This window comes from Tenacibaculum sp., assembly GCF_048269885.1.
Classification (GTDB): domain Bacteria; phylum Bacteroidota; class Bacteroidia; order Flavobacteriales; family Flavobacteriaceae; genus Polaribacter.
In genome coordinates, this window is the sequence record NZ_JBLWTZ010000018.1 from 54,828 (window position 1) to 74,790 (window position 19,963).

The following is a 19,963-nucleotide window of genomic DNA, read 5'->3' on the forward strand; positions in this document are numbered from 1 at the left end:
TTCATTAAATTTTAATGTTGCCTATCTTTGCACCCTTATGTTGAAAAAAGAAGTACAAGAGTTAATTAATACAGGAGAAATGCTTCCGTTAATGGAAGAGTTTTACACGATTCAGGGAGAAGGAGCGCACACTGGTACTGCTGCTTATTTTATTCGTATTGGTGGTTGCGATGTAGGTTGCCATTGGTGCGATGTAAAAGAAAGCTGGGATGCTAATTTACATCCACCTACAAAAACGGATATTATTGTTGAGAATGCAAAGAAATATGCCGAAACTGTAGTTATTACAGGGGGTGAACCTTTAATGTGGAGCTTAGATTATATTACACAACAGCTTCAAGAAAAAGGTATTAAAACACATATTGAAACTTCTGGAGCCTATGATTTTTCTGGAGTTTGGGATTGGTTTTGTTTGTCTCCTAAAAAAACAAAATTACCTTTAGAACGTGCTTATCAAGAAGCAGATGAATTGAAAATGATTATTCACAATAAAAATGATTTTCAGTTTGCTGAGGAACAGGCCGCTAAAGTTGGTAAAAAGTGTAAGTTGTTTTTACAACCTGAATGGAGTAAAAAGGAAAAAATGACACCGCAAATTATTGATTATGTGATGGAGCATCCACAATGGAAAATTTCCTTACAAACTCATAAATATTTAAATATACCGTAAACAAAAAAGCAACCTTACTTCGACTACGCTCAGTAACCTAAAGGTTGCTTTTTGTTTTTTATACTTTACGATAAACTCTTCTCTGCTTTAATTATTTCTATTCCTTCCTTAAAAGTCGTAATCTTAAAATCTGGAAACTTTGTTTTAAACTTATCTGAAATAAATATATTATCATATTTATACCTAGGTAAGAGTTCTTGTAATTCCTTTATTTGCTTCTTGAATAGACTTCCCAACTTAAACATCCACATTTTTACCACTGTATATGCAATTTTTTTTTTATAAACTTCTGATGTTATTTCAATCAATTCTTTATAGGTAGGTCTACTATCGTCACAAGGTAAATGCCAGGTTTGATTATATGCTTCTGGTGTATTTCCTATCAAAGCCATTGCCCTACTAGCATCTGGTGTCCATATTAATGTTCTTTTAGTAATATCTTTTAAGGGTACTTTTAGTTTTTTGTTTTGTTGAATGTTATCAAAAATCAACGTGTTAGTGATACTTTGTGTTTTATTAGGTCCATAAAACTCAGGAGCTCTGCAAATAACAGCTTCTATAGTTTTATTCTTGATTTCTTTCAACAGCATTTCAGCCATCTTTGCTCTTACAACTGATTTTCTTCCTATTGGTTCAAATCGACTTTCTTCTGTTTGAGGTTCACTTGTTTTTGCATACATGTAAGTATTGTCAAAAAACACCAGTTTACAATAATGTTTTTTACAAGCTTCAATAACGTTTTTCATCATTATCTCAAATTGGTCTTCCCACATTTGAGAATTCATTGGAAGCCCAACTGTAAGGTATGCTATTTCACATCCTTCTACTGCTTTTTTAGTCGCTTTAAGGTCTAGCAAATTCGCAGAAAAGAGCTCATCTGTCTCATGTATTTTCTTAGGATTTCTACTAACTAACCTAATATTTTTTGTATAGTTTTTATACAATTCTCTCGTTAATTCTTCCGCTATTTGACCGTTAGCTCCTAATACTGTTTGCATACTTCTTAAGTTTAATAATTAATATTCATTAGGTTCTATATGAATTAAAATATGTCCTAAATCCGGAAGTTTTTCTCTTAAATAGTCTTTTAATTTATGAGCAATATCGTGTCCTTCTTTTACTGTAATAGTACTATCTACAATGGCATGTAAATCTACATGATATTTCATTCCTGCTTTACGAACAAAGCATTTTTCGGTTCCTAAAACACCTGCTACTTCCATAGATTTTTTTCTTATTTCATCTATTAAGTCATCGTATACATGTTCATCCATTATTTCACCCAGCGCTGGTCTGAAAATTAGATAACTATTGTATAGAATAAAAAACGAAGCTAATAAAGCTGCCCAATCATCAGCTGTTTCATAACCTTCTTTAAAAATAAGAGCTATAGAAATTCCTATAAATGCCATTACAGAGGTAATTGCATCACTTCGATGGTGCCACGCATCTGCTTTTAAGGAAGAGCTGTTCGTTTCTTTGCTTTTTCTAATTACAATTTGAAAAGATATTTCTTTCCAAATAATAATTGCCCCTAAAACGAGTAACGTCCACGGTTTAGGAGTTTTATGTGGTGTTTGGATATTCTGTATACTTTCATAGGCTATTACTGTAGCTGAAGTTACTAAAAAGGCTACTACTACAAAAGTGATTAAGGGTTCTATTTTTCCGTGTCCGTAGGGATGATTCTTATCTGCGGGTCTTTTCGCATATTTCAATCCTAATAACACCAAAATAGAAGAAAAAATATCGGTCGTAGATTCAATTGCATCTGCTATTAATGCGTATGAGTTTCCGAAAATACCTGCTAATCCTTTAATAATTGCTAAACTGGTATTGCTAAGAATACTAAAATAGGTGGTTTTGATGGCTAATTCTTCTTTACTCATGAAGTTATAATATTACAATCTCTTTTTATGAGGTAGTACGAAGGTACTTGAAAAGTATTGAAAAACCCCAAATTATACAATAGAAAGTCTATTACTAAAAAAAGACTCGCCAATTAGCGAGTCTTTTTGGATAGTTTATAAAACTACCGCTTTAACAACAATTAATAGTTAATAACGAATGAAAAAATTAGTTCCAGCCTCCACCTAAGGCTTTGTATATTTTTACGTTTGCTAATAATTGGTCTCTTTTGGTCTCTATGATTTCAATTTTAGATTCTAATGCTTCTCTTTGGGTTAGCAACACTTCTGTATATTCTGCTCTTGCCGATTTAAACAAACGAATTGAAAGGTCTATAGATTCGTTTAACGCTTCAACTTGTTGCTTTTTTAAATCGTAACTATTTTTTAAGTTATCAATTTTCGAAAGCTCATTGGCTACCTCTAAGTACGCATTTAAAATAGCTCTTTCGTATTCATAAACAGCCTGTAATTGTTTATTGTTGGCGGTTTTATAAGCTGCTTTTATCGCATTTCTATTAATTAAAGGACCTATCATATCTCCTGCTAAAGAATACACTAACGATTCTGGTGTTGATGTTAAAAACTTAGGTTTAAATGCTTGTAACCCCATTCCTGCTTTAATTCCTATTGACGGATAAAAATTAGCTCGTGCTATTTTAGTATTTAATTTGGCTGCTGCTAATTCGTATTCAGCTCTTCTTAAATCGGGTCTGTTTTGTAACAGTTGTGATGGGATTCCGGTTTTTACTCCTTCAATAGGTTTATCAATAAAGTTTTCCGCATTTCTCTCTATATGCTGTGGATACCTACCTACTAAAAAGTTAATTTTATTTTCGGTTTCTACAATCTCTTGCTGAAGTTCATATAGGTGACTTTGGTTTTTAAGCACACTTGCTTCAAACCTGCGTACAGCTAGCTCGGTGGTTCTTGCGGCCTGCTTTTGAAGCTTTACCATTTGCAATGCATTTTTTTGAATTTCTAAGTTTTGCGAAACCATAGACAATTCATTATCTAATGCTAAAAGTTCATAATATGAATTTGCTATTTCTGAAACTAAATTAGTTTTCATAAAGTTTTTACCTTCAACCGTAGCAAAGTACTCCAACATTGCTGCTTTCTTTTCATTTCGTAACTTCTTCCAAACATCTAATTCCCAAGAAGCTGAAAGTCCTATTGAAAAATTGGTGAATGGTTCTGGAAACTTTTCACCTTCACGGATATGTAAATTTTCTTCTACAGCACCATTTCTAGTATACTTCCCAACCTTTTCTACTTCAGCTCCCGCATATATATTTACAAATGGTAAATACTCACCTTTTTTTGCTTTGATGTTGTTTTTTGAAATAGCTACTTGCTGTAACATTATGTTCAACTCTTGGTTGTTTGATAAAGCCGTATCTATCAGAGAAATCAAATGTGAATCTGAAAAAAAATCACGCCATTGAATAGTCGCTGTATTTAATGAATCTATAGGTTGGTTCTTAAAATTCTCTGGTACCGCCTTATTTTCTTCTCTTACTACTTGATTTGATACGCAAGAGCACAAAATTAAGAGGGCAAGCACACTTAAAAAGTGTGCCTTTTTTATTACAAATGAACTTCTTTGTTTAGTTTTCATCGTTTTCTCTTTTAATTATTTTCTTTAGAAGTTTTTTAAGCTCTGCTATTTTAGCTTTTGTTTTACTTCCTTCAACTTCATTTATTCTTATAAATTCTTCAGAAACTGGTTCATTAGCTTCGTCTTTAATTAAGCTTCTTCCATCACTCATTTTAGCAAATATGTAATAGAGACCTGGTATTATTAAAACCCCGAAAATAGTCCCTATTAACATTCCTCCTAAAGCCGATCCACCAATAGTTCTATTACCAATTGCTCCTGCTCCGTGAGCTATAACTAATGGTATTAATCCTGCTATAAATGCAAATGAAGTCATTAAAATGGGTCTGAATCGTTCTTTAGCTCCTTCAATAGCTGCTTCAAAAATTGTAGCTCCCTGACTTCGTTTTAGTACCGCAAATTCAACAATTAGCACTGCATTTTTACCTAAGAGACCAACTAACATGATAATACCAATTTGTGCATATACGTCATTCGCTAAGCCCATTAGTTTTAAGAGTGTAAATGACCCGTATACTCCTACTGGAAGTGATAAAATCACTGCTAATGGCAGTATAAAACTTTCGTATTGTGCTGCTAACACAAAGTATACAAAGGCTAGTACAATGATAAAAATATACACCGACTCGTTCCCTCTTTGTGCTTCATCATAGGTAAGTCCTTCCCAAGCGACATCGTACCCTCTAGGAAGTTCTTTTGCTGCCACTTCTTTAATGGCATTAATGGCATCTCCACTGGTATACCCTGAAGCTGGCAACCCTCTAATAGCGGCAGAATTATACAAGTTATATCGGGTTATCTCATTGGGTCCTAATTTCTTTTCTAAACTCATGAACGCTGAATAAGGTACCATTGCTCCGTCTTCATTTTTAACATATAGTTTTTCTAAATCTGAAGGGATTCTCCTGTATTCTGGCGCTGCTTGTGTATACACTTTAAAGAATCTACCAAAACGAATAAAACCTTGTTCATAAGTACTACCTATTAAAATGTTTAGGTTTTCCATGGCTTTACCAATGGTTACTCCTTTTTGCATCGCTTTTTTATTGTCGATTTTCAATTCGTACTGCGGGTAGTTTGCAGAATAAAAAGTAAATAACCCTGTCAATTCTTTTCGTTTTGCTAAGGATTCCATGAACTTATTATTAATTCGTTCAAACTCGTGGTAGTCTGTTGAGTTTGTTTTATCTAATAAACGCATTGAAAACCCTCCTGAAGATCCAAAACCTGGTACTGCTGGTGGTTCAAAATATTCTATAACCGCTCCTAAGTCTTTAGTTTCTTCTTCAAGTTCTTCCATGATTTCGTGAACTGAATGATGACGTTCTGACCATGGTTTCAAGTTAATTAAACAGGTACCTGCGTTTGACCCTCTACCTTCGGTCATAATTTCATATCCTGCTAAAGATGAAACGGATTCTACTCCCTCAGTTTCTTCACAAATTTGTTGTAGCTTTCTCGCTACTTCATTGGTACGTTCTAAGGTAGCACCTGGTGGTGTTTGAATAATTGCATAAATCATTCCTTGATCTTCACTAGGAATAAAACCTGCTGGTAATGTTTTATTGGTAATAAATATTCCTGCACAGAAAGCTAGTAATACTCCAAAGGTTAACATTCTTCGTGCTACGATTCTGTTTAACACTTTTACATATTTTCCTGTAAGCTTTTCAAATCCTTTGTTAAACCAATCAATAAATTTATCTACTATTGATTTTTTTCTTTCTTTTCCGTGGTTGTTTTTTAACATCATTGCACACAGTACTGGTGTTAATGTTAATGCTACCACTGCTGAAATAATGATAGAACCCGCCATTGTTATAGAAAACTGTCTGTAAAAAACTCCTACGGGTCCTGTCATAAATGAAATTGGTACAAATACAGAAACCATCACCAATGTAATTGCTAAAATGGCTCCTCCTATTTCTCCTAATGCTGCCTTAGATGCTTGATAAGGTGTTAGATGTTCTTTCTCCATTTTTAAATGGACTGCTTCTACCACCACAATAGCATCATCTACCACAATACCAATGGCTAATACTAATGCAAACAGGGTAATTAAGTTTATTGAAAGCCCGAAAAGTTGCATTATAAAGAAGGCTCCGATTAAGGATACAGGCACTGCTATAATTGGAATTAAGGTTGATCGTAAATCTCCCAAGAATAGGAATACCACAATGGCTACTAAAATAAAGGCATCTCTAAGCGTATGTATTACTTGTTCTATTGAGGCATCTAAGAAGTTAGAAACGTCATAACTAATTTGAAAGTCAATACCTGGAGGTAAGTCTTCTTTTAATTCTTTGAGCTTTTCTTTTACCGATGCTATTACATCACTACCATTACTTCCAAAGGTTTGTTTTAAAACGATTGATGCTGACGGATGTCCATCTAAATTTGAGTAAATATCAAAGAATTCACTCCCTAACTTCACTTCGGCAACATCTTTAAGCTTTAAAATTTCTCCTTCTTCATTTGCTCGAATAATAATGTCTTTGTACTGATCTGGTTCGTTATACCTATTTTGGTAGGTAAGTACGTATTCTAGTGATTGTGACGTAATTCCTGAACTTCTTCCCAGTCTTCCAGGTCTTGCCAAAATACTTTGGTCTTCCATCGCTTCTAAAATTTCTTCCGCAGAAATATTATAGGCTCTCATTCTGTCTGGTTTTAACCAAACTCTCATCGCATATTTTCTACTTCCTAAAATTTTAGCACTGGCAATACCATTGATCCGCTGGATTTCTGGTATCATTTTGGTGTATGCGTAATTGTATAGGAACTTCTCATCATTGTTTTTTTCTTTACTGAAAAGGTTCACATACATTAACATACTTGGTTGTACTGGAGTAATAATTACCCCTTCTCGCTGTACTAACTCCGGTAATAAAGGCATTACTTGATCTACCCTTGTTTTTACTCTTACTACTGCTTGATTGGGGTCTGTACCAGGTTCAAAAATTACACGTAGGGTTCCTTCTCCTGCACTGGTTGCATCGGAAGCGATATAACGCATTCCTTGTACTCCATTGATGGCTGTTTCTAGAGGAATTAGTGTTGAGTTTACCAATACATCTGCACTTGAACCTGGGTAGGCGATAAATATGTTTACCGTAGTTGGTGCAATTTGTGGAAACTGTGATATTGGGAGTTGTTTTATTGATAACAATCCTGTAAAAACAACGATAATTGAAATTACAATTGCTAATACTGGTCTTTTTATAAATTGACTAAACATGTTTTGCTGAATTTTAGTTTTTGATTACTCTGCATATAAGTCTAGACTAGACATTACAGCATTTGGCTCTTTAAACTCAACATGTATTTTTTGTTGGTCTTTTACCATACGGATTCCTTCTAACAATATTTTATCGTTTTCTGTAAGTCCTTTTTCTACTATAAATAAATGTGGTAATTCTGCTTCTACAGTAATTTCTCGTTGTTTTACGGTATTGTTTTTATCTACTACAAAAACATATTTCTTATCTAATACTTCAAAAGTGGCTTTTTGTGGAATTATTAAGGCTCCTTCGTATGGAACTTCCATTAAAATACTTCCTGTTTCTCCGTGTCTTAAAATTCCATCTGGATTTGGGAAAATTGCTCTAAAGGCAATATTTCCTGTTTCATTGTTAAACTCCCCTTCAATCGTTTCTACAATTCCTTTTTGATTGAATGGTTTGTTATTTGCCATTAAAAGTGTTACTTCTTTTTTCTTGTCTTTATCTTGACTCATTATATAGTCTAGATATTCAGTTTCTGGCACATTAAAATATACCCACATTTTGCTATTGTCGGATAGTGTTGTTAGCAGTTCTCCTTCATCTAACAAACTTCCTTTTCTAACGTGTAGGTGATCCATTATACCATTAAATGGAGCCTTAATACTTGTAAAACCTAGGTGTGTTTGTGCTAGCATTACTTCTGCTTTTGCTTTTTCGTAGTTTGCTTTTGCTAAGGCTAATTCGTTTTTAGAAACTACGTTTCCATCTGCTAATAATTCCGTGTTTTTATATTCAATTTCAGCAGCTTTTGCTTCTGCTTTTGCTTTTTGTAAATCGGCTTTGTAAACATTTGGTGAAATTTGAAACATGTGTTGTCCTTTTTTTACATGTTGTCCTTCATCAACAAATACTTTCTTTAAATATCCTTTTTCTAGTGCCCTCAATTCTATATGCTGAATGGCATGTATTTGACTTACATAATCTTTAGTTATTGATGTATCTTTTTTAATAGGGTTGGTTACAAGGAACTTAGTTTCTGGATGTTTAGATTCCTTTTTTGATTCGCAGCTAATGTTAATTAATAGCGCAAATAGGCTCATGAAAATGAAGATTTTTTTCATTTTTTTGTATGTATTTGTAAAGTTAGAGTGAGTGTATAACCATTGAAAACCAATGGTTATTCTAAAAATTTAATTAAATTCTTATGTGTGAATAGATAAAGTAGGCTAAATGATAGGTTTAGGCATACTTTACCAAAGTGGATATCAAATTATAAAAACTTGAAATTTTACATGGAGTTTTACTATAGCGCTAAAAGTGTACTCTTTAAAGCGTTGTGCTTTTTCTTTTACTACACAAAACTGACACTCAAAAAACTGCGTATGTAAGATGGCTGATAAGTAACTTCCGAATTTTGATAAACTTTCATCTACTTCATTTTCGTCTTGGGTTTTGTCTTCAATCTCGCTGATTTCAAAATAATTCTCCCTTTCAGAATCTTGATGCTGTTTATCAAAAGCCAGGTTACTGGTGTTTTGAGTAATAGTCTGTGGCGCTGTTTTTACGTTTACAGATTTAAAAGTAGCCACTGAGGTAGTTGTATCAAAAGTCTTTTGGTCTGCATATGATGTAGACCATCCTTTTAATAAAAGTATTAATAAAAATAAATATTTATTAAATGTATTACTCATTTCGACCGGCAAAATTATAGATATATATTCACTTGACAAACAAATAGTGTTGTAAAATATTTATAAAACAAAAAAACTCGTCAATTGACGAGTTTAAGTAGTATGTTTTTTGGGGGATAAAGTTATTCTTTATAAACTCCCATATTTTCATATTTCTCCATACGATGCGCTATTAATTCGCTCTCTTTAAGCTCTTTAAGCTCTTCATATGCTTTTATAATCTGTTCTTTCACAGCTTTAAAGGTTCCTTCACGGTCAGAATGGGCTCCTCCTAATGGCTCTTTTATAATATCGTCAACTATTTTTAGTTTCATTCCATCTTCAGCTGTTAACTTTAATGCTTCTGCTGCCTTTTCTTTTTCTGACCAGCTACGCCATAAAATAGAAGAACAGTTTTCTGGTGAAATAACTGAATACCAAGAGTTTTCTAGCATATACACTTTATCTCCTACTCCTATTCCTAAAGCTCCTCCTGAAGCTCCTTCTCCAATAATTATGGTAATAATAGGCGTTTTTAAACGAGTCATTTCAAAGATATTACGTGCAATCGCTTCTCCTTGTCCACGTTCCTCAGCTTCTAATCCTGGGTAAGCACCTGGAGTATCTACTAAGGTTACTACTGGTATTCCGAATTTTTCAGCCATACGCATTAAACGTAATGCTTTACGGTATCCTTCAGGATTTGCCATACCAAAGTTACGGTATTGACGTGTTTTGGTATTGTATCCTTTTTGCTGACCTATGAACATAAAAGATTGTTCTCCAATTTTTCCTAATCCGCCAATCATTGCTTTGTCGTCTTTTACACTACGGTCACCGTGTAACTCCATAAATGTATCTCCACAAAGTGCTTTGATATAATCTAAAGTATAAGGACGATTTGGGTGACGAGATAATTGTACACGTTGCCACGCCGTTAAGTTCTTATATATATCTTTCTTAGCTTTTTCTAATTTCTTTTCAATTTTTTGACATGTAGCTGTTACGTCTACATCACTTTCTTTTCCTATATCAAAACATTTTGCCAACTGATCTTCTAGCTCTTTTATTGGCATTTCAAAATCTAAATATTCCATTGTATTCTTGTATATAGTTTGATTTTCTAATTTTCTAGTTAGTTGTTTGTAAAGGCAAACATACTAAAAAATTGTACAGTTTACCTTGATCCCTTTTCTTAAAATACTATTTTTTTACAATTTTCTTTTTTATTGAAGACGCATTTTTAAGCACTCCGTTTAGTAACACTACTATTAAAACAATACAGGCTCCATAATAAAATTCTGGATTCATTTGTTCTTTCTCTCCAAATATTAATAGTGCTAAAATAATGGCATATATAGGTTCTAAGTTAATTGTAAGCATTACCGTATAAGGTGTTAAATACCTCATTACTCGTACCGAAGCTATAAAAGCATAGGCTGTACAAATACTACTTAAAATTAATAAATATATCCAATCGCTTGTTTGTAAGTGGAAAAATTCTACAGAAAACTTTTGTGTAAAGAATAAGTATATAGTTACTCCTAAAACTCCAAATAGCAATTGATAAAATGAAATGGTATTGGCTTCATATTTTTTAACAAAAACACCATTTAGTACAGAAAATAACGCTGATAAAAAGGCTGAAATTAATGCATAAACAATTCCTAGTGTATACTGACTTTCAAAATTGAAAATAATATACAACCCCACAATTACTAGTAATCCTAAAACTATTTCGACGAGTTTTATTCTTCTCTTAAAGAAGAAAGGCTCTATAAACGAGGCAAAAAAAGCTCCAGTACTCATCATTACCAAAGCTACAGATACGTTTGATACTTTTATTGCTTTGAAAAAGGTTATCCAATGTACTGCTATAATTACTCCTGAAATAGCAAACTTAGCTATTGCCTTTTTTTCTACGTTAAACGACTTTTTTCGGATTACAAAATACAGTGCAATAAACCCCACTGCTAACAACATTCTATACCAAACTAAAGGAACTGCATCAATAGATATTAATGCTCCTAAAATAGCTGTAAATCCCCAAATAAAAACGATTAAATGTAAGTGTAGGTAGTTTTTTAATTTATCTTCTTGCATTGAAATATAAATAAATAGCGTATAAACCAAATACTATATTAGGCATCCATACATTTAACAATGCGTTTGCTCCGGCCACAGCTCCTAATACTTCTGCTACTTTTAAAAAGAAAACATAAATAAACATAACACTTATACCTATGGCTAAATTAACTCCTATTCCTCCTCTACTTTTCCTATGTGCTAACCCCACTGCAATTAATGTTAGTATATAGCTCGCAATTGGTAAACTTGTTCTCTTATACAGTTCTACCAAGTAAGCATTTAAGTTTTTTATTCCTCTTTTTCTAGACACTTCAATAAACCGAACCAATTCTGGTGAACTCATTTCTTGTGCCATGATATTTTTATAGTTAAAATCCTCTGGTGTAAAAGTAAATGTGGTATCTAAACTTTTACCTGAAAAAATACTATCTCTTTTTTTAAAAATCTTTCGTTCTTTCCAGTTGTATAATTTAAATGTACTATCTTTTTCTTTCCAATTAATATTATCAGCAGTAAGCTTCTTTTTTAATTGAATACCATCATATAGGTCTATTGAAAAATTAAACCCAGAGTTTCTTTTTAAATCGAAGTTTTGGATATACACATAAGTGCTATCGTTTAATTGTAAACTAAATTCTCGGATAGATGTATCTGCATATTTTCTTTTCTTTAAGTATTTTTTCTCAAAAGCTTTTCGTGTTTTACTACTTGACGGTACAAAAAAGTGGTTCATAGATAGTGCTACAGCACAAACAATAGTTGCCCCTATAAAATAAGGGTATAAAAATCGTGTAAATGATACTTGAGAACTATTAATTGCTACAATTTCTGTATTACTCGCTAACTTAGAAGTAAATAAAATAACTGCTATAAATAATGCTAATGGCATAAAGGTATTAGCATAATAAATAATAAAGTTTTTATAGTAATCGTTAACTATTTCAAACAGTGTTAGATTTTCTTCTCGCAAAAACTTATCTACCTTTTCTGCAATATCAATAGCTACTGCAATAGGTATTAAAATAAGTAACGTAAACAAGAAAGTTGTTAAGTAACGTTTTAATATGTACCAGTCTAGTATTTTCAAATTACAAACGTTTATCCATTTGTTTTACCATCTTGTCTTTCCATGAAGCGAAATCGCCTGCGATGATGTGTTTACGTGCTTCACGAACTAACCATAAATAAAATCCTAAATTATGAATAGATGCTATTTGTTTTCCTAACATTTCTCTTGAAGCAAACAAGTGACGTAAATAGGCTTTAGAATACATGGTATCAACCCAAGTAATTCCCATTTCATCAATTGGGGAAAAGTCATTTTCCCACTTTTTATTTTTAATATTTATACTTCCGTGCGCTGTAAATAACATGCCGTTACGAGCATTACGAGTTGGCATTACACAATCGAACATATCAACTCCCAGAGCGATATTTTCTAAAATATTAATAGGGGTGCCTACTCCCATTAAATAACGGGGTTTGTCTTCTGGCAAAATTTCAGTAACCACTTCGGTCATTGCATACATTTCTTCTGCTGGCTCTCCTACTGATAATCCTCCTATTGCATTTCCTTCAGCTCCTGAATTTGCTATATATTCTGCTGATTGTTTACGTAAATCTTTGTAAGTACTTCCTTGTACAATTGGAAATAAAGATTGATTGTATCCGTATTTTGGAGGAGTTTTCTCAAAGTGTTTTATACAACGATCTAACCAACGATGCGTCATGTGCATCGATCGTTTTGCGTAATTGTAATCGCAAGGATATGGTGTGCATTCATCAAAAGCCATAATTATATCTGCGCCAATGGTACGTTGGGTATCCATTACATTTTCTGGTGTAAAAAAATGCATTGATCCATCAATATGACTTTTAAACTTTACTCCTTCTTCATTTATCTTTCTTCTTCCTGATAAAGAGTATACTTGATATCCTCCACTATCTGTTAAAATATTACGATCCCAATTCATGAACTTGTGCAACCCTCCTGCGGCTTCTAAAGTCTCTAATTTTGGACGTAAGTATAAGTGATATGTATTTCCTAAAATAATATCAGGATTAATTTCGTCTTTTAATTCTGATTGATGTACTCCTTTAACTGTAGCTACTGTACCTACAGGCATGAAAATTGGAGTTTCTATAGTTCCGTGATCAGTTGTAATAACACCCGCTCGTGCTTTACTTTTTGGATCGGTTATTTTTAAGTCAAATTGCATAAGTGGCAAAGATACACATGTAAGTTGAATGTTTAAAAGTAGAAAGTTAAAAGTTTCTTATTACTGATTTTTAATTCTTTCTTCTTCTTCCAAATTTTGATTTAACCTCTGTTTTTTTCTTTGATTGAGTTTTTTGGGGAGGAGATTTTTTATTCTTTTGCTCTGCTCCTTCATATGTTTTTGAAGAATCAGCTACAAGCTTATTAAGCTCTTCCATTTCCTTAGACGATAATTCACGCCATTCTCCTACTTTTAAAGTCCCTAAAGTAACATTCATAATGCGTGTACGTTTTAACTTTTTTACCTCGTAGCCCAAGTATTCACACATACGCCTTATTTGACGATTTAAGCCTTGTACTAAAGTTATTTTAAATACAGTATCGTTTACACGTTCTACTTTACACTTCTTCGTAACAGTTCCGAGAATTGGTATTCCATTACTCATTCGTTGCATAAAACGTTCGTTCATTGGCTTATTAACTGTAACTATATATTCTTTCTCGTGGTTGTTTCCTGCACGTAAAATTTTGTTAACAATATCTCCATCATTGGTTAAAAATATTAATCCTTCTGATGGTTTATCTAATCGACCAATAGGAAATAGTCGTTGTGAATGCCCTACAAACTTTACGATGTTTTTACGCTCTTTACTATCGGTAGTACAAACAATTCCTACAGGTTTATTTAATACTATATAAAGGGTTTTGGGTTTTGCTTTTAACGGTTTTCCATCAATTTTTACCACATCTCCTTCATGAACTCTATTTCCTAACTGCGTAGGTTTTCCATTTATGGTTACTCTTCCTTCAGTAATAAAGCGTTCTGCTTCACGACGTGAGCAAATACCTGTACTACTTATGAACTTATTAAGATTTATTGATGTGTCGTTATTTTTTTCCATTACATAGAATCTATGTTATAGCTACACAAACAAATGTAACACATAACTGAGTTTATTTATACTGTATTACTTTTAGATACTAAAAACTAATCACCTACAAAGAAAAAGAAAATCCTCAAGCTAGCACTTGAGGATTTCATAATTTATATGTTTTTTTAACTAAAACATGATCATTTTTTGAGTACAACGTGCTAAACTTGGTCTTCTTTCATAATCAAACCCTAGTGTTATCATGTGAGTACCATAATTATAATCTTGTGTTTTATTCATGTTAATACTAAACCCATACGACAAGTATAAATTATTTTTTTTCAAACCAAATAATGGTGCAATAGCGTTTGGTTGAAAAAACTGATCGTTTAAGAACGTATAACTTAAACCAGCCCAAACATACCCATCTCTAATTCCTCTTCTTGCTTTAATGTTCATATCGGTTCTAGAACGCTTATCTGCTTCTCTATACTCTACTAACATTGATGGTTCTAATTCAAAATTTCTACTTAATCTTGTAAAAGTATATGAGGTAAAGACAGTATACTTTCTCAACACTTCTGGTTCACCTGTTTGAAAATCTTCTATTTCTTTATTTAGAATATTTATCGCGTTAAGACTTATACTAAATCGTTCGTAACGATATAATAGACCTACATCAAAATTTGAGTTATTTAATGTTCTATTGGGTACTACTTGCCCTGAATTATTCTCAGAAGTATCAATACCAAACTGAATAAAACTATAGCTTAAAGCGAATGATAAAAAGCTATCGTGAAAGTCACTTAATGTTAAGTGACTTGCGAACGATAATTTTGCTCCTTTATGCGTTGTAAATCCATTTTTATCATTAAATAATGTAATACCTCCACCAAAAGTATCAGCAATACGGGCTTCTACAGTTAATGACTGTGTATCTGGGGCATCTTTAACTCCAATCCACTGACTTACACCATTTAACCTAACTTGTAAACCTGTACCAATACCTGCATACGTTGGAGATATTAAAAACGGATTATCTGCTAAATGACTCACATATTGCGGTAATTCTACTTCTTGTGCAGCAATATTTACACTACTAAATACTACACTTAAAATTATTAATATTTTTCTCATTTCTCTTTTATCTATATAGTGTAAAATGTCCCATTATTTTCTTCTCTTGACCTGATAACTCTTTAAAGTAAATAGTATACCAATAATCTCCTGATGGTAACGGAGTACCTTCATAAGTACCATCCCATCCTTCAACGGTTCCTTTAAAGTCTGCAATATTACGTGCATATCTATCATAAATAAACACTTTAATATCGTGATAATCTTCCACTTCACGAGGGTACCAGTAATCGTTTATTCCATCTCCATCTGGTGTAAATAAGTTTGGAATAAATATAGATATGTACTCTCCTCTTACAGTTACCGTAACCTCACAACCTCTAGCATCTCTAACTGTAATGGTATAGTCTTTTGTTTGTAAAATTAAGAACTCATTGTCTGGTCCGAAATCACCTCCGTCAACACTGTACTCATAAGGTGGTAATCCGAATGAAGCGTTTGCTATTAGCGTGTTTTTAACCGAATCGTCTATATCTAAGGTTAGTGGTTGATAATCTACTATATCAATAGGACTACTAGTAGAACTTTGAGAGCAAGAGCTTATTGTATGTGTTGCTGTAACATAATAACCTGATCCTGCTGGCACATCAATAAACTCACCTGTCGTGTTGGTCGCTATTGGTGTATTTGCCCCATCATATAATGTATACGACATGTTATTTCTGTAAGTATCATCTACTATCGCTAAGATAATATTGCCTGTTGGACACGTATATTCAAAATCTACTGTTAACTGTAGGTCTACCGGTTCTCCTGTAGTTACTCGAATAGGATCTACAACATTACAACCTGCTTCATCTCTCACAGTTATATAGTACGATGTACCTGCTTGAATATTTTCAGTAGCACCTAATACTATTGTATTAGTAGTATACTGCGTAGATAACTCAACATTATTAATACTTACATAATAAGGTTGTGTACCTCCTTGTACGTCTAAGGTTATTGTTGGTGTAGCATCGTCAATACATACTTGTTCTGTTACTCCTACTAAGGTTGCAGTAAACTCTTGTGGTTGATCAATTACTACATCAATAACATCAAGACATCCTAATTTATCTTTAACGGTAATGGTATATGTACCTGCTGTTAAGTTTCTAAATACATTATCTGTAACAAACTTATTTGTAGGGTCTGTACTAATATTATACTCATATCCTGTTAAATTTCCTCCAGAAGCTAAGACTGTAATCGTACCATCATTTCCTCCAAAACAACTTACATTAGTATGGTTTTCATCAACTACCAATGGTTCTGGCTGCTGAATTGTATGTGTTGTTGTTTCTTCAATACACTGCTCTCCAAATCTATTGGTACTTCTTACATTAATTTTGTAGGTTCCTATATCTAAACTTCCAAAACTATTTGACGCTTGCCAGTCTACAATGATATTATTGCTATCATCTAGTAGTTGGTATTCATAGTTACCAAAACCTCCAGTAACACTTGCAGATAATACTCCATTTGCATCTCCATTACAAGTTACGAATCCAGAGTCAATAAGTAATGTTGGCACTAATGGTTCATAAGCGTCTACTGTTACTACAACTGTATCTTCACAGTTATTTTCGTCTCTTACATAGAAGGTATGAGTTCCTGCTCCTACACTAAAAATAGTTACAACACTATAATTTACTCCATCTGCACTAAACTCATATACTCCAGTACCTCCAATAGCTGACATTTCAACTGTAGCAAATGGATTATTACATGTAATATCGGCGGTTATATTAGCAGAGGCAACAACTTCTGTTGGATCAACAATATCTCTAGTTGTTATGTATTGACAACTGTATTTATTATCTCTTACTGTTATTTGATAATTAGCTCCTGCTGGTAAATTAGTAAAAATATTAGATGATTGTTCTACTCTTGTAACTCCATCAGGATACATTAATATATATGTGTAACTAATCGTTGTGTCTTGCATTTGACCTCCTGTTACATTAGTCACTTCAATACTTGCTGTATACTCTCCTTCACATTGATTTTCTACAACATTTACATCTGCATTCATCGGTACAGGATTGTCTAGTGTAAAATCAAATGTAGCGGTACATCCATTACTGTCTTGAACTGTAGCTGTATAACTACCAGCACTTAAGCCTGTAATTCTTGTTACATTACTAAAGTTTCGAACAGTAGTACTTGTTGTATTGTTTACTAACTGATATTGATAAACTCCCCAACCACCTTCGGCTGTTAATAAGATTTCACCTGAATCAGAAATATTACAATTAATATATGTTGGCGTGCCTGATACAGATAAATCTAACGTTGGTTGCTCAATTATAAAGTTTTCTGTTTGAGATGTACAGAATGGTGTATTTGGCATTGTAATCACTACATAATATTCTCCTGGCGCTAACCCTGAAATAGTAGTAGGGGTTCCTCCTGTTCCTGAACCTGTTGCTACAGATCCTCCACCTACAACAAAAACTTCGTAATTATACACATCTGCATAAGGAGTTTCTGTACCAAAGCTTATATCTACACTTCCCGTTCCTCCAAAACATGCTCTTTGAATATTGCTTACCAATACATCAAATTCGGGAGCAGGCTCTACTGCGTGATATGTTTCAAAAATACAACCTGTAACAGGGTTTAGGATTTCAATTGTATAGTTGTCTTCTGGTAAATCGATGAACACAGCTGAATCAGTTCCTAGTGAAACTACTTGTGTGGCTGTATGTCCAGTATTAGCCCCAGTTATTGTATACTCTGCATTTGCAACATCTGGCTGTACTTTTACAGTAATATTCTCTCCAGTACTACAATCAATTGCTTTGTCTACTGTAATAGTAGCATCTGTCATTGGTGTAAAAGGAGTTATTACTGCTGTATCTGAACCGAAACAATTACTATTTTCATCATATACATTTACTGTGTAAGTACCTCCTGCAATATCTGTAGAGATGTATGTAAAGTTACTATCATCTTGTAATACATTACCTCCTGCATCTAAAAATACTACACGAATATAATTCCCTGTTCCTCCTGTGATTGCACTTCTATCTACCGTTATTATCGCATTATTAGTTGTATTACCTGTTGTACAAGCAAACTGCGTTACTGTAATAGCATTTGAGATATCTATTACAAGATTCTCATCAATTGTTACATTCGTTGTTGTAGCACACCCATTAGAACCAGTTCCTGTTATAGCGTACGTTCCTGCTGGTAAGTTCGCAAACACCACATTAGAACTCGATGAAACTCCACTTTCTCCATTAGGATCAGGGCTTATTGTATATGTTAATGGTAAAATTCCGTTATCCGTTGGCGTAAGGGTTATTTCTCCATCAGTACTTCCAAAACAAATATTATTTACTGATGCTGTTGCTATAAATTCAGGTCTTATCTCTGGTTGAATTTCAATAGTTCTTGAAACATCACATACTGGTGTTGCGTCCAAATCACGCACCGTAACTGTATATGTTTGCGGTGTGGTATAGGTACTTGGAATTGTAATTGTGAACGGGTCACTAGTTACAACAACATTGGTAGCTAATGAGCCATCTACAGAACCTGAAACATCATACTCGTAATTACTAGTTCCTGAAATCCAATTCACTAAATCAACAGTTATTATTCCATCTGGTGATCCTGAACAGTCTACTTTCTTTGTTTCTGCTAATGAGAAATTCACATCCGGATTAATCGTTACATTCGTTGGGGTTCCTGCATCACATCCATTTGAATCTACCACATTTACGGTATAGGTATCTGCTGGTAAATTAGTAAATGTATACGTAGTAGCTGTCAAAATTTGAGAAGACACTACCCCACCTGCATTTGATAATGTATAGGTATAAGTACCTGTTCCTCCTGCTGCATTTACTTCAATGCTTCCTCCCACTGAAGTATCACATACATTATCAAACTCAGTAACTGTAAATGTTACTGGTGTTGGGTTATCTACTATTACTCTTGTAGATCGAGGGCAACCGTTACCATCTCTTACACTAACTCTATAATCACCTGAGGCAATTCCGGTGAAAATGTTATTTGTGTTATATGTGTAACTTGCTATAACTGCTCCTGTATTGTAATCTTCTAACTGATATTCATAAGTACCCCAACCTCCTGTTGCTGTTGCTGTAATTGTAGCATCTGAATTATTTGTACAACTTACCAGTGGGTTTACAACTGCTGAAATTTGGAGTTCTGCATCTGGTTGGTAAATGGTAAAGTTTGGAGTTCTTACTTCACAGTTTGGCGTACTTCTCATCGTTACAATTACATAGTAAGTCCCTGCTTCTAAATTAGCGATAGGTGAATTTCCTGTTTGTCCTGTTAGTGTTCTATAAATAGAATCATCACTAGCATTATATACGCTATAATCATAATTACCTCCATACGGCGTTGATGCACTAAAACTCATTAACACACTACCGTCATCATTAGCTCTACAAGTTTCATTCTGAACATCCGTAATTAATAAATCAAAGGTCGGTTCTTCATCAACTGTGTAATAGCTTACTAACTCGCATCCTGTTGTTGGATTTGCTATCGTTATTTCATAATCTCCTGTCGGTAGATTATTAAAATCACCC

14 protein-coding genes are annotated in these 19,963 nt (G+C 33.5%); 1 reads left to right on the forward strand and 13 read right to left on the reverse strand.

All coding sequences use genetic code 11. The features are described from left to right. Positions 1-37: 37 nt before the first annotated feature. Positions 38-670 carry a 7-carboxy-7-deazaguanine synthase QueE gene (locus tag ACN0WY_RS13510; RefSeq protein ID WP_164723437.1) on the forward strand — a complete coding sequence of 211 codons (633 nt, stop codon included), beginning with the start codon at positions 38-40 and terminating at the stop codon, positions 668-670. Between the two features lie 65 nt (positions 671-735). Here ACN0WY_RS13510 and ACN0WY_RS13515 read toward each other — a convergent pair whose 3' ends face one another. The 13 genes from ACN0WY_RS13515 to ACN0WY_RS13575 form a co-directional block, all read right to left on the reverse strand. Beyond that, the gene (locus ACN0WY_RS13515; protein ID WP_330488086.1) at positions 736-1,668 is read right to left on the reverse strand and encodes an NAD-dependent epimerase/dehydratase family protein; all 933 of its coding nucleotides are present in this window, start codon (positions 1,666-1,668) and stop codon (positions 736-738) included. A gap of 18 nt (positions 1,669-1,686) precedes the next feature. Beyond that, a complete protein-coding gene (locus tag ACN0WY_RS13520) occupies positions 1,687-2,559 on the reverse strand; it encodes a cation diffusion facilitator family transporter (protein WP_330488087.1) in 873 nt (290 codons plus the stop codon). Positions 2,560-2,746: 187 nt separating this feature from the next. Next, entirely contained in the window at positions 2,747-4,198 is a 1,452-nt protein-coding gene (locus ACN0WY_RS13525) for a TolC family protein (protein ID WP_417800699.1), read from the reverse strand. Then, entirely contained in the window at positions 4,188-7,436 is a 3,249-nt protein-coding gene (locus ACN0WY_RS13530; protein WP_417800700.1) for an efflux RND transporter permease subunit, read from the reverse strand. The genes ACN0WY_RS13525 and ACN0WY_RS13530 overlap by 11 nt, the downstream gene beginning before the upstream one ends. Before the next feature lie 24 nt (positions 7,437-7,460). Continuing rightward, the gene (locus ACN0WY_RS13535; RefSeq protein WP_417800701.1) at positions 7,461-8,543 is read right to left on the reverse strand and encodes an efflux RND transporter periplasmic adaptor subunit; all 1,083 of its coding nucleotides are present in this window, start codon (positions 8,541-8,543) and stop codon (positions 7,461-7,463) included. Between the two features lie 144 nt (positions 8,544-8,687). Beyond that, positions 8,688-9,113, reverse strand: coding sequence for a hypothetical protein (locus ACN0WY_RS13540; protein WP_417800703.1), 426 nt, complete (start codon positions 9,111-9,113; stop codon positions 8,688-8,690). Positions 9,114-9,235: 122 nt separating this feature from the next. Beyond that, positions 9,236-10,189, reverse strand: a complete 954-nt coding sequence (locus ACN0WY_RS13545; protein ID WP_417800705.1) for an acetyl-CoA carboxylase carboxyltransferase subunit alpha — start codon at positions 10,187-10,189, stop codon at positions 9,236-9,238. A 106-nt stretch (positions 10,190-10,295) separates the two neighbouring features. Next, entirely contained in the window at positions 10,296-11,195 is a 900-nt protein-coding gene (locus ACN0WY_RS13550) for a DMT family transporter (protein ID WP_330488093.1), read from the reverse strand. After that, entirely contained in the window at positions 11,182-12,267 is a 1,086-nt protein-coding gene (locus ACN0WY_RS13555; RefSeq protein WP_417800706.1) for an LptF/LptG family permease, read from the reverse strand. The genes ACN0WY_RS13550 and ACN0WY_RS13555 overlap by 14 nt, the downstream gene beginning before the upstream one ends. Position 12,268: 1 nt before the next feature. Next, on the reverse strand, positions 12,269-13,399 hold the full coding sequence (gene tgt, locus ACN0WY_RS13560) for a tRNA guanosine(34) transglycosylase Tgt (protein WP_330488095.1): 1,131 nt from the start codon (positions 13,397-13,399) through the stop codon (positions 12,269-12,271). 70 nt (positions 13,400-13,469) lie between these two features. Beyond that, entirely contained in the window at positions 13,470-14,300 is an 831-nt protein-coding gene (gene rluF, locus ACN0WY_RS13565; RefSeq protein ID WP_417800707.1) for a 23S rRNA pseudouridine(2604) synthase RluF, read from the reverse strand. 159 nt (positions 14,301-14,459) lie between these two features. After that, positions 14,460-15,407 (reverse strand): type IX secretion system membrane protein PorP/SprF, encoded by a 948-nt coding sequence (locus ACN0WY_RS13570; protein WP_330488097.1) that lies wholly within the window; start codon positions 15,405-15,407, stop codon positions 14,460-14,462. A 7-nt stretch (positions 15,408-15,414) separates the two neighbouring features. Next, on the reverse strand, positions 15,415-19,963 hold a 4,549-nt coding region (locus ACN0WY_RS13575; RefSeq protein ID WP_417800708.1), incomplete at its 5' end, for a T9SS type B sorting domain-containing protein.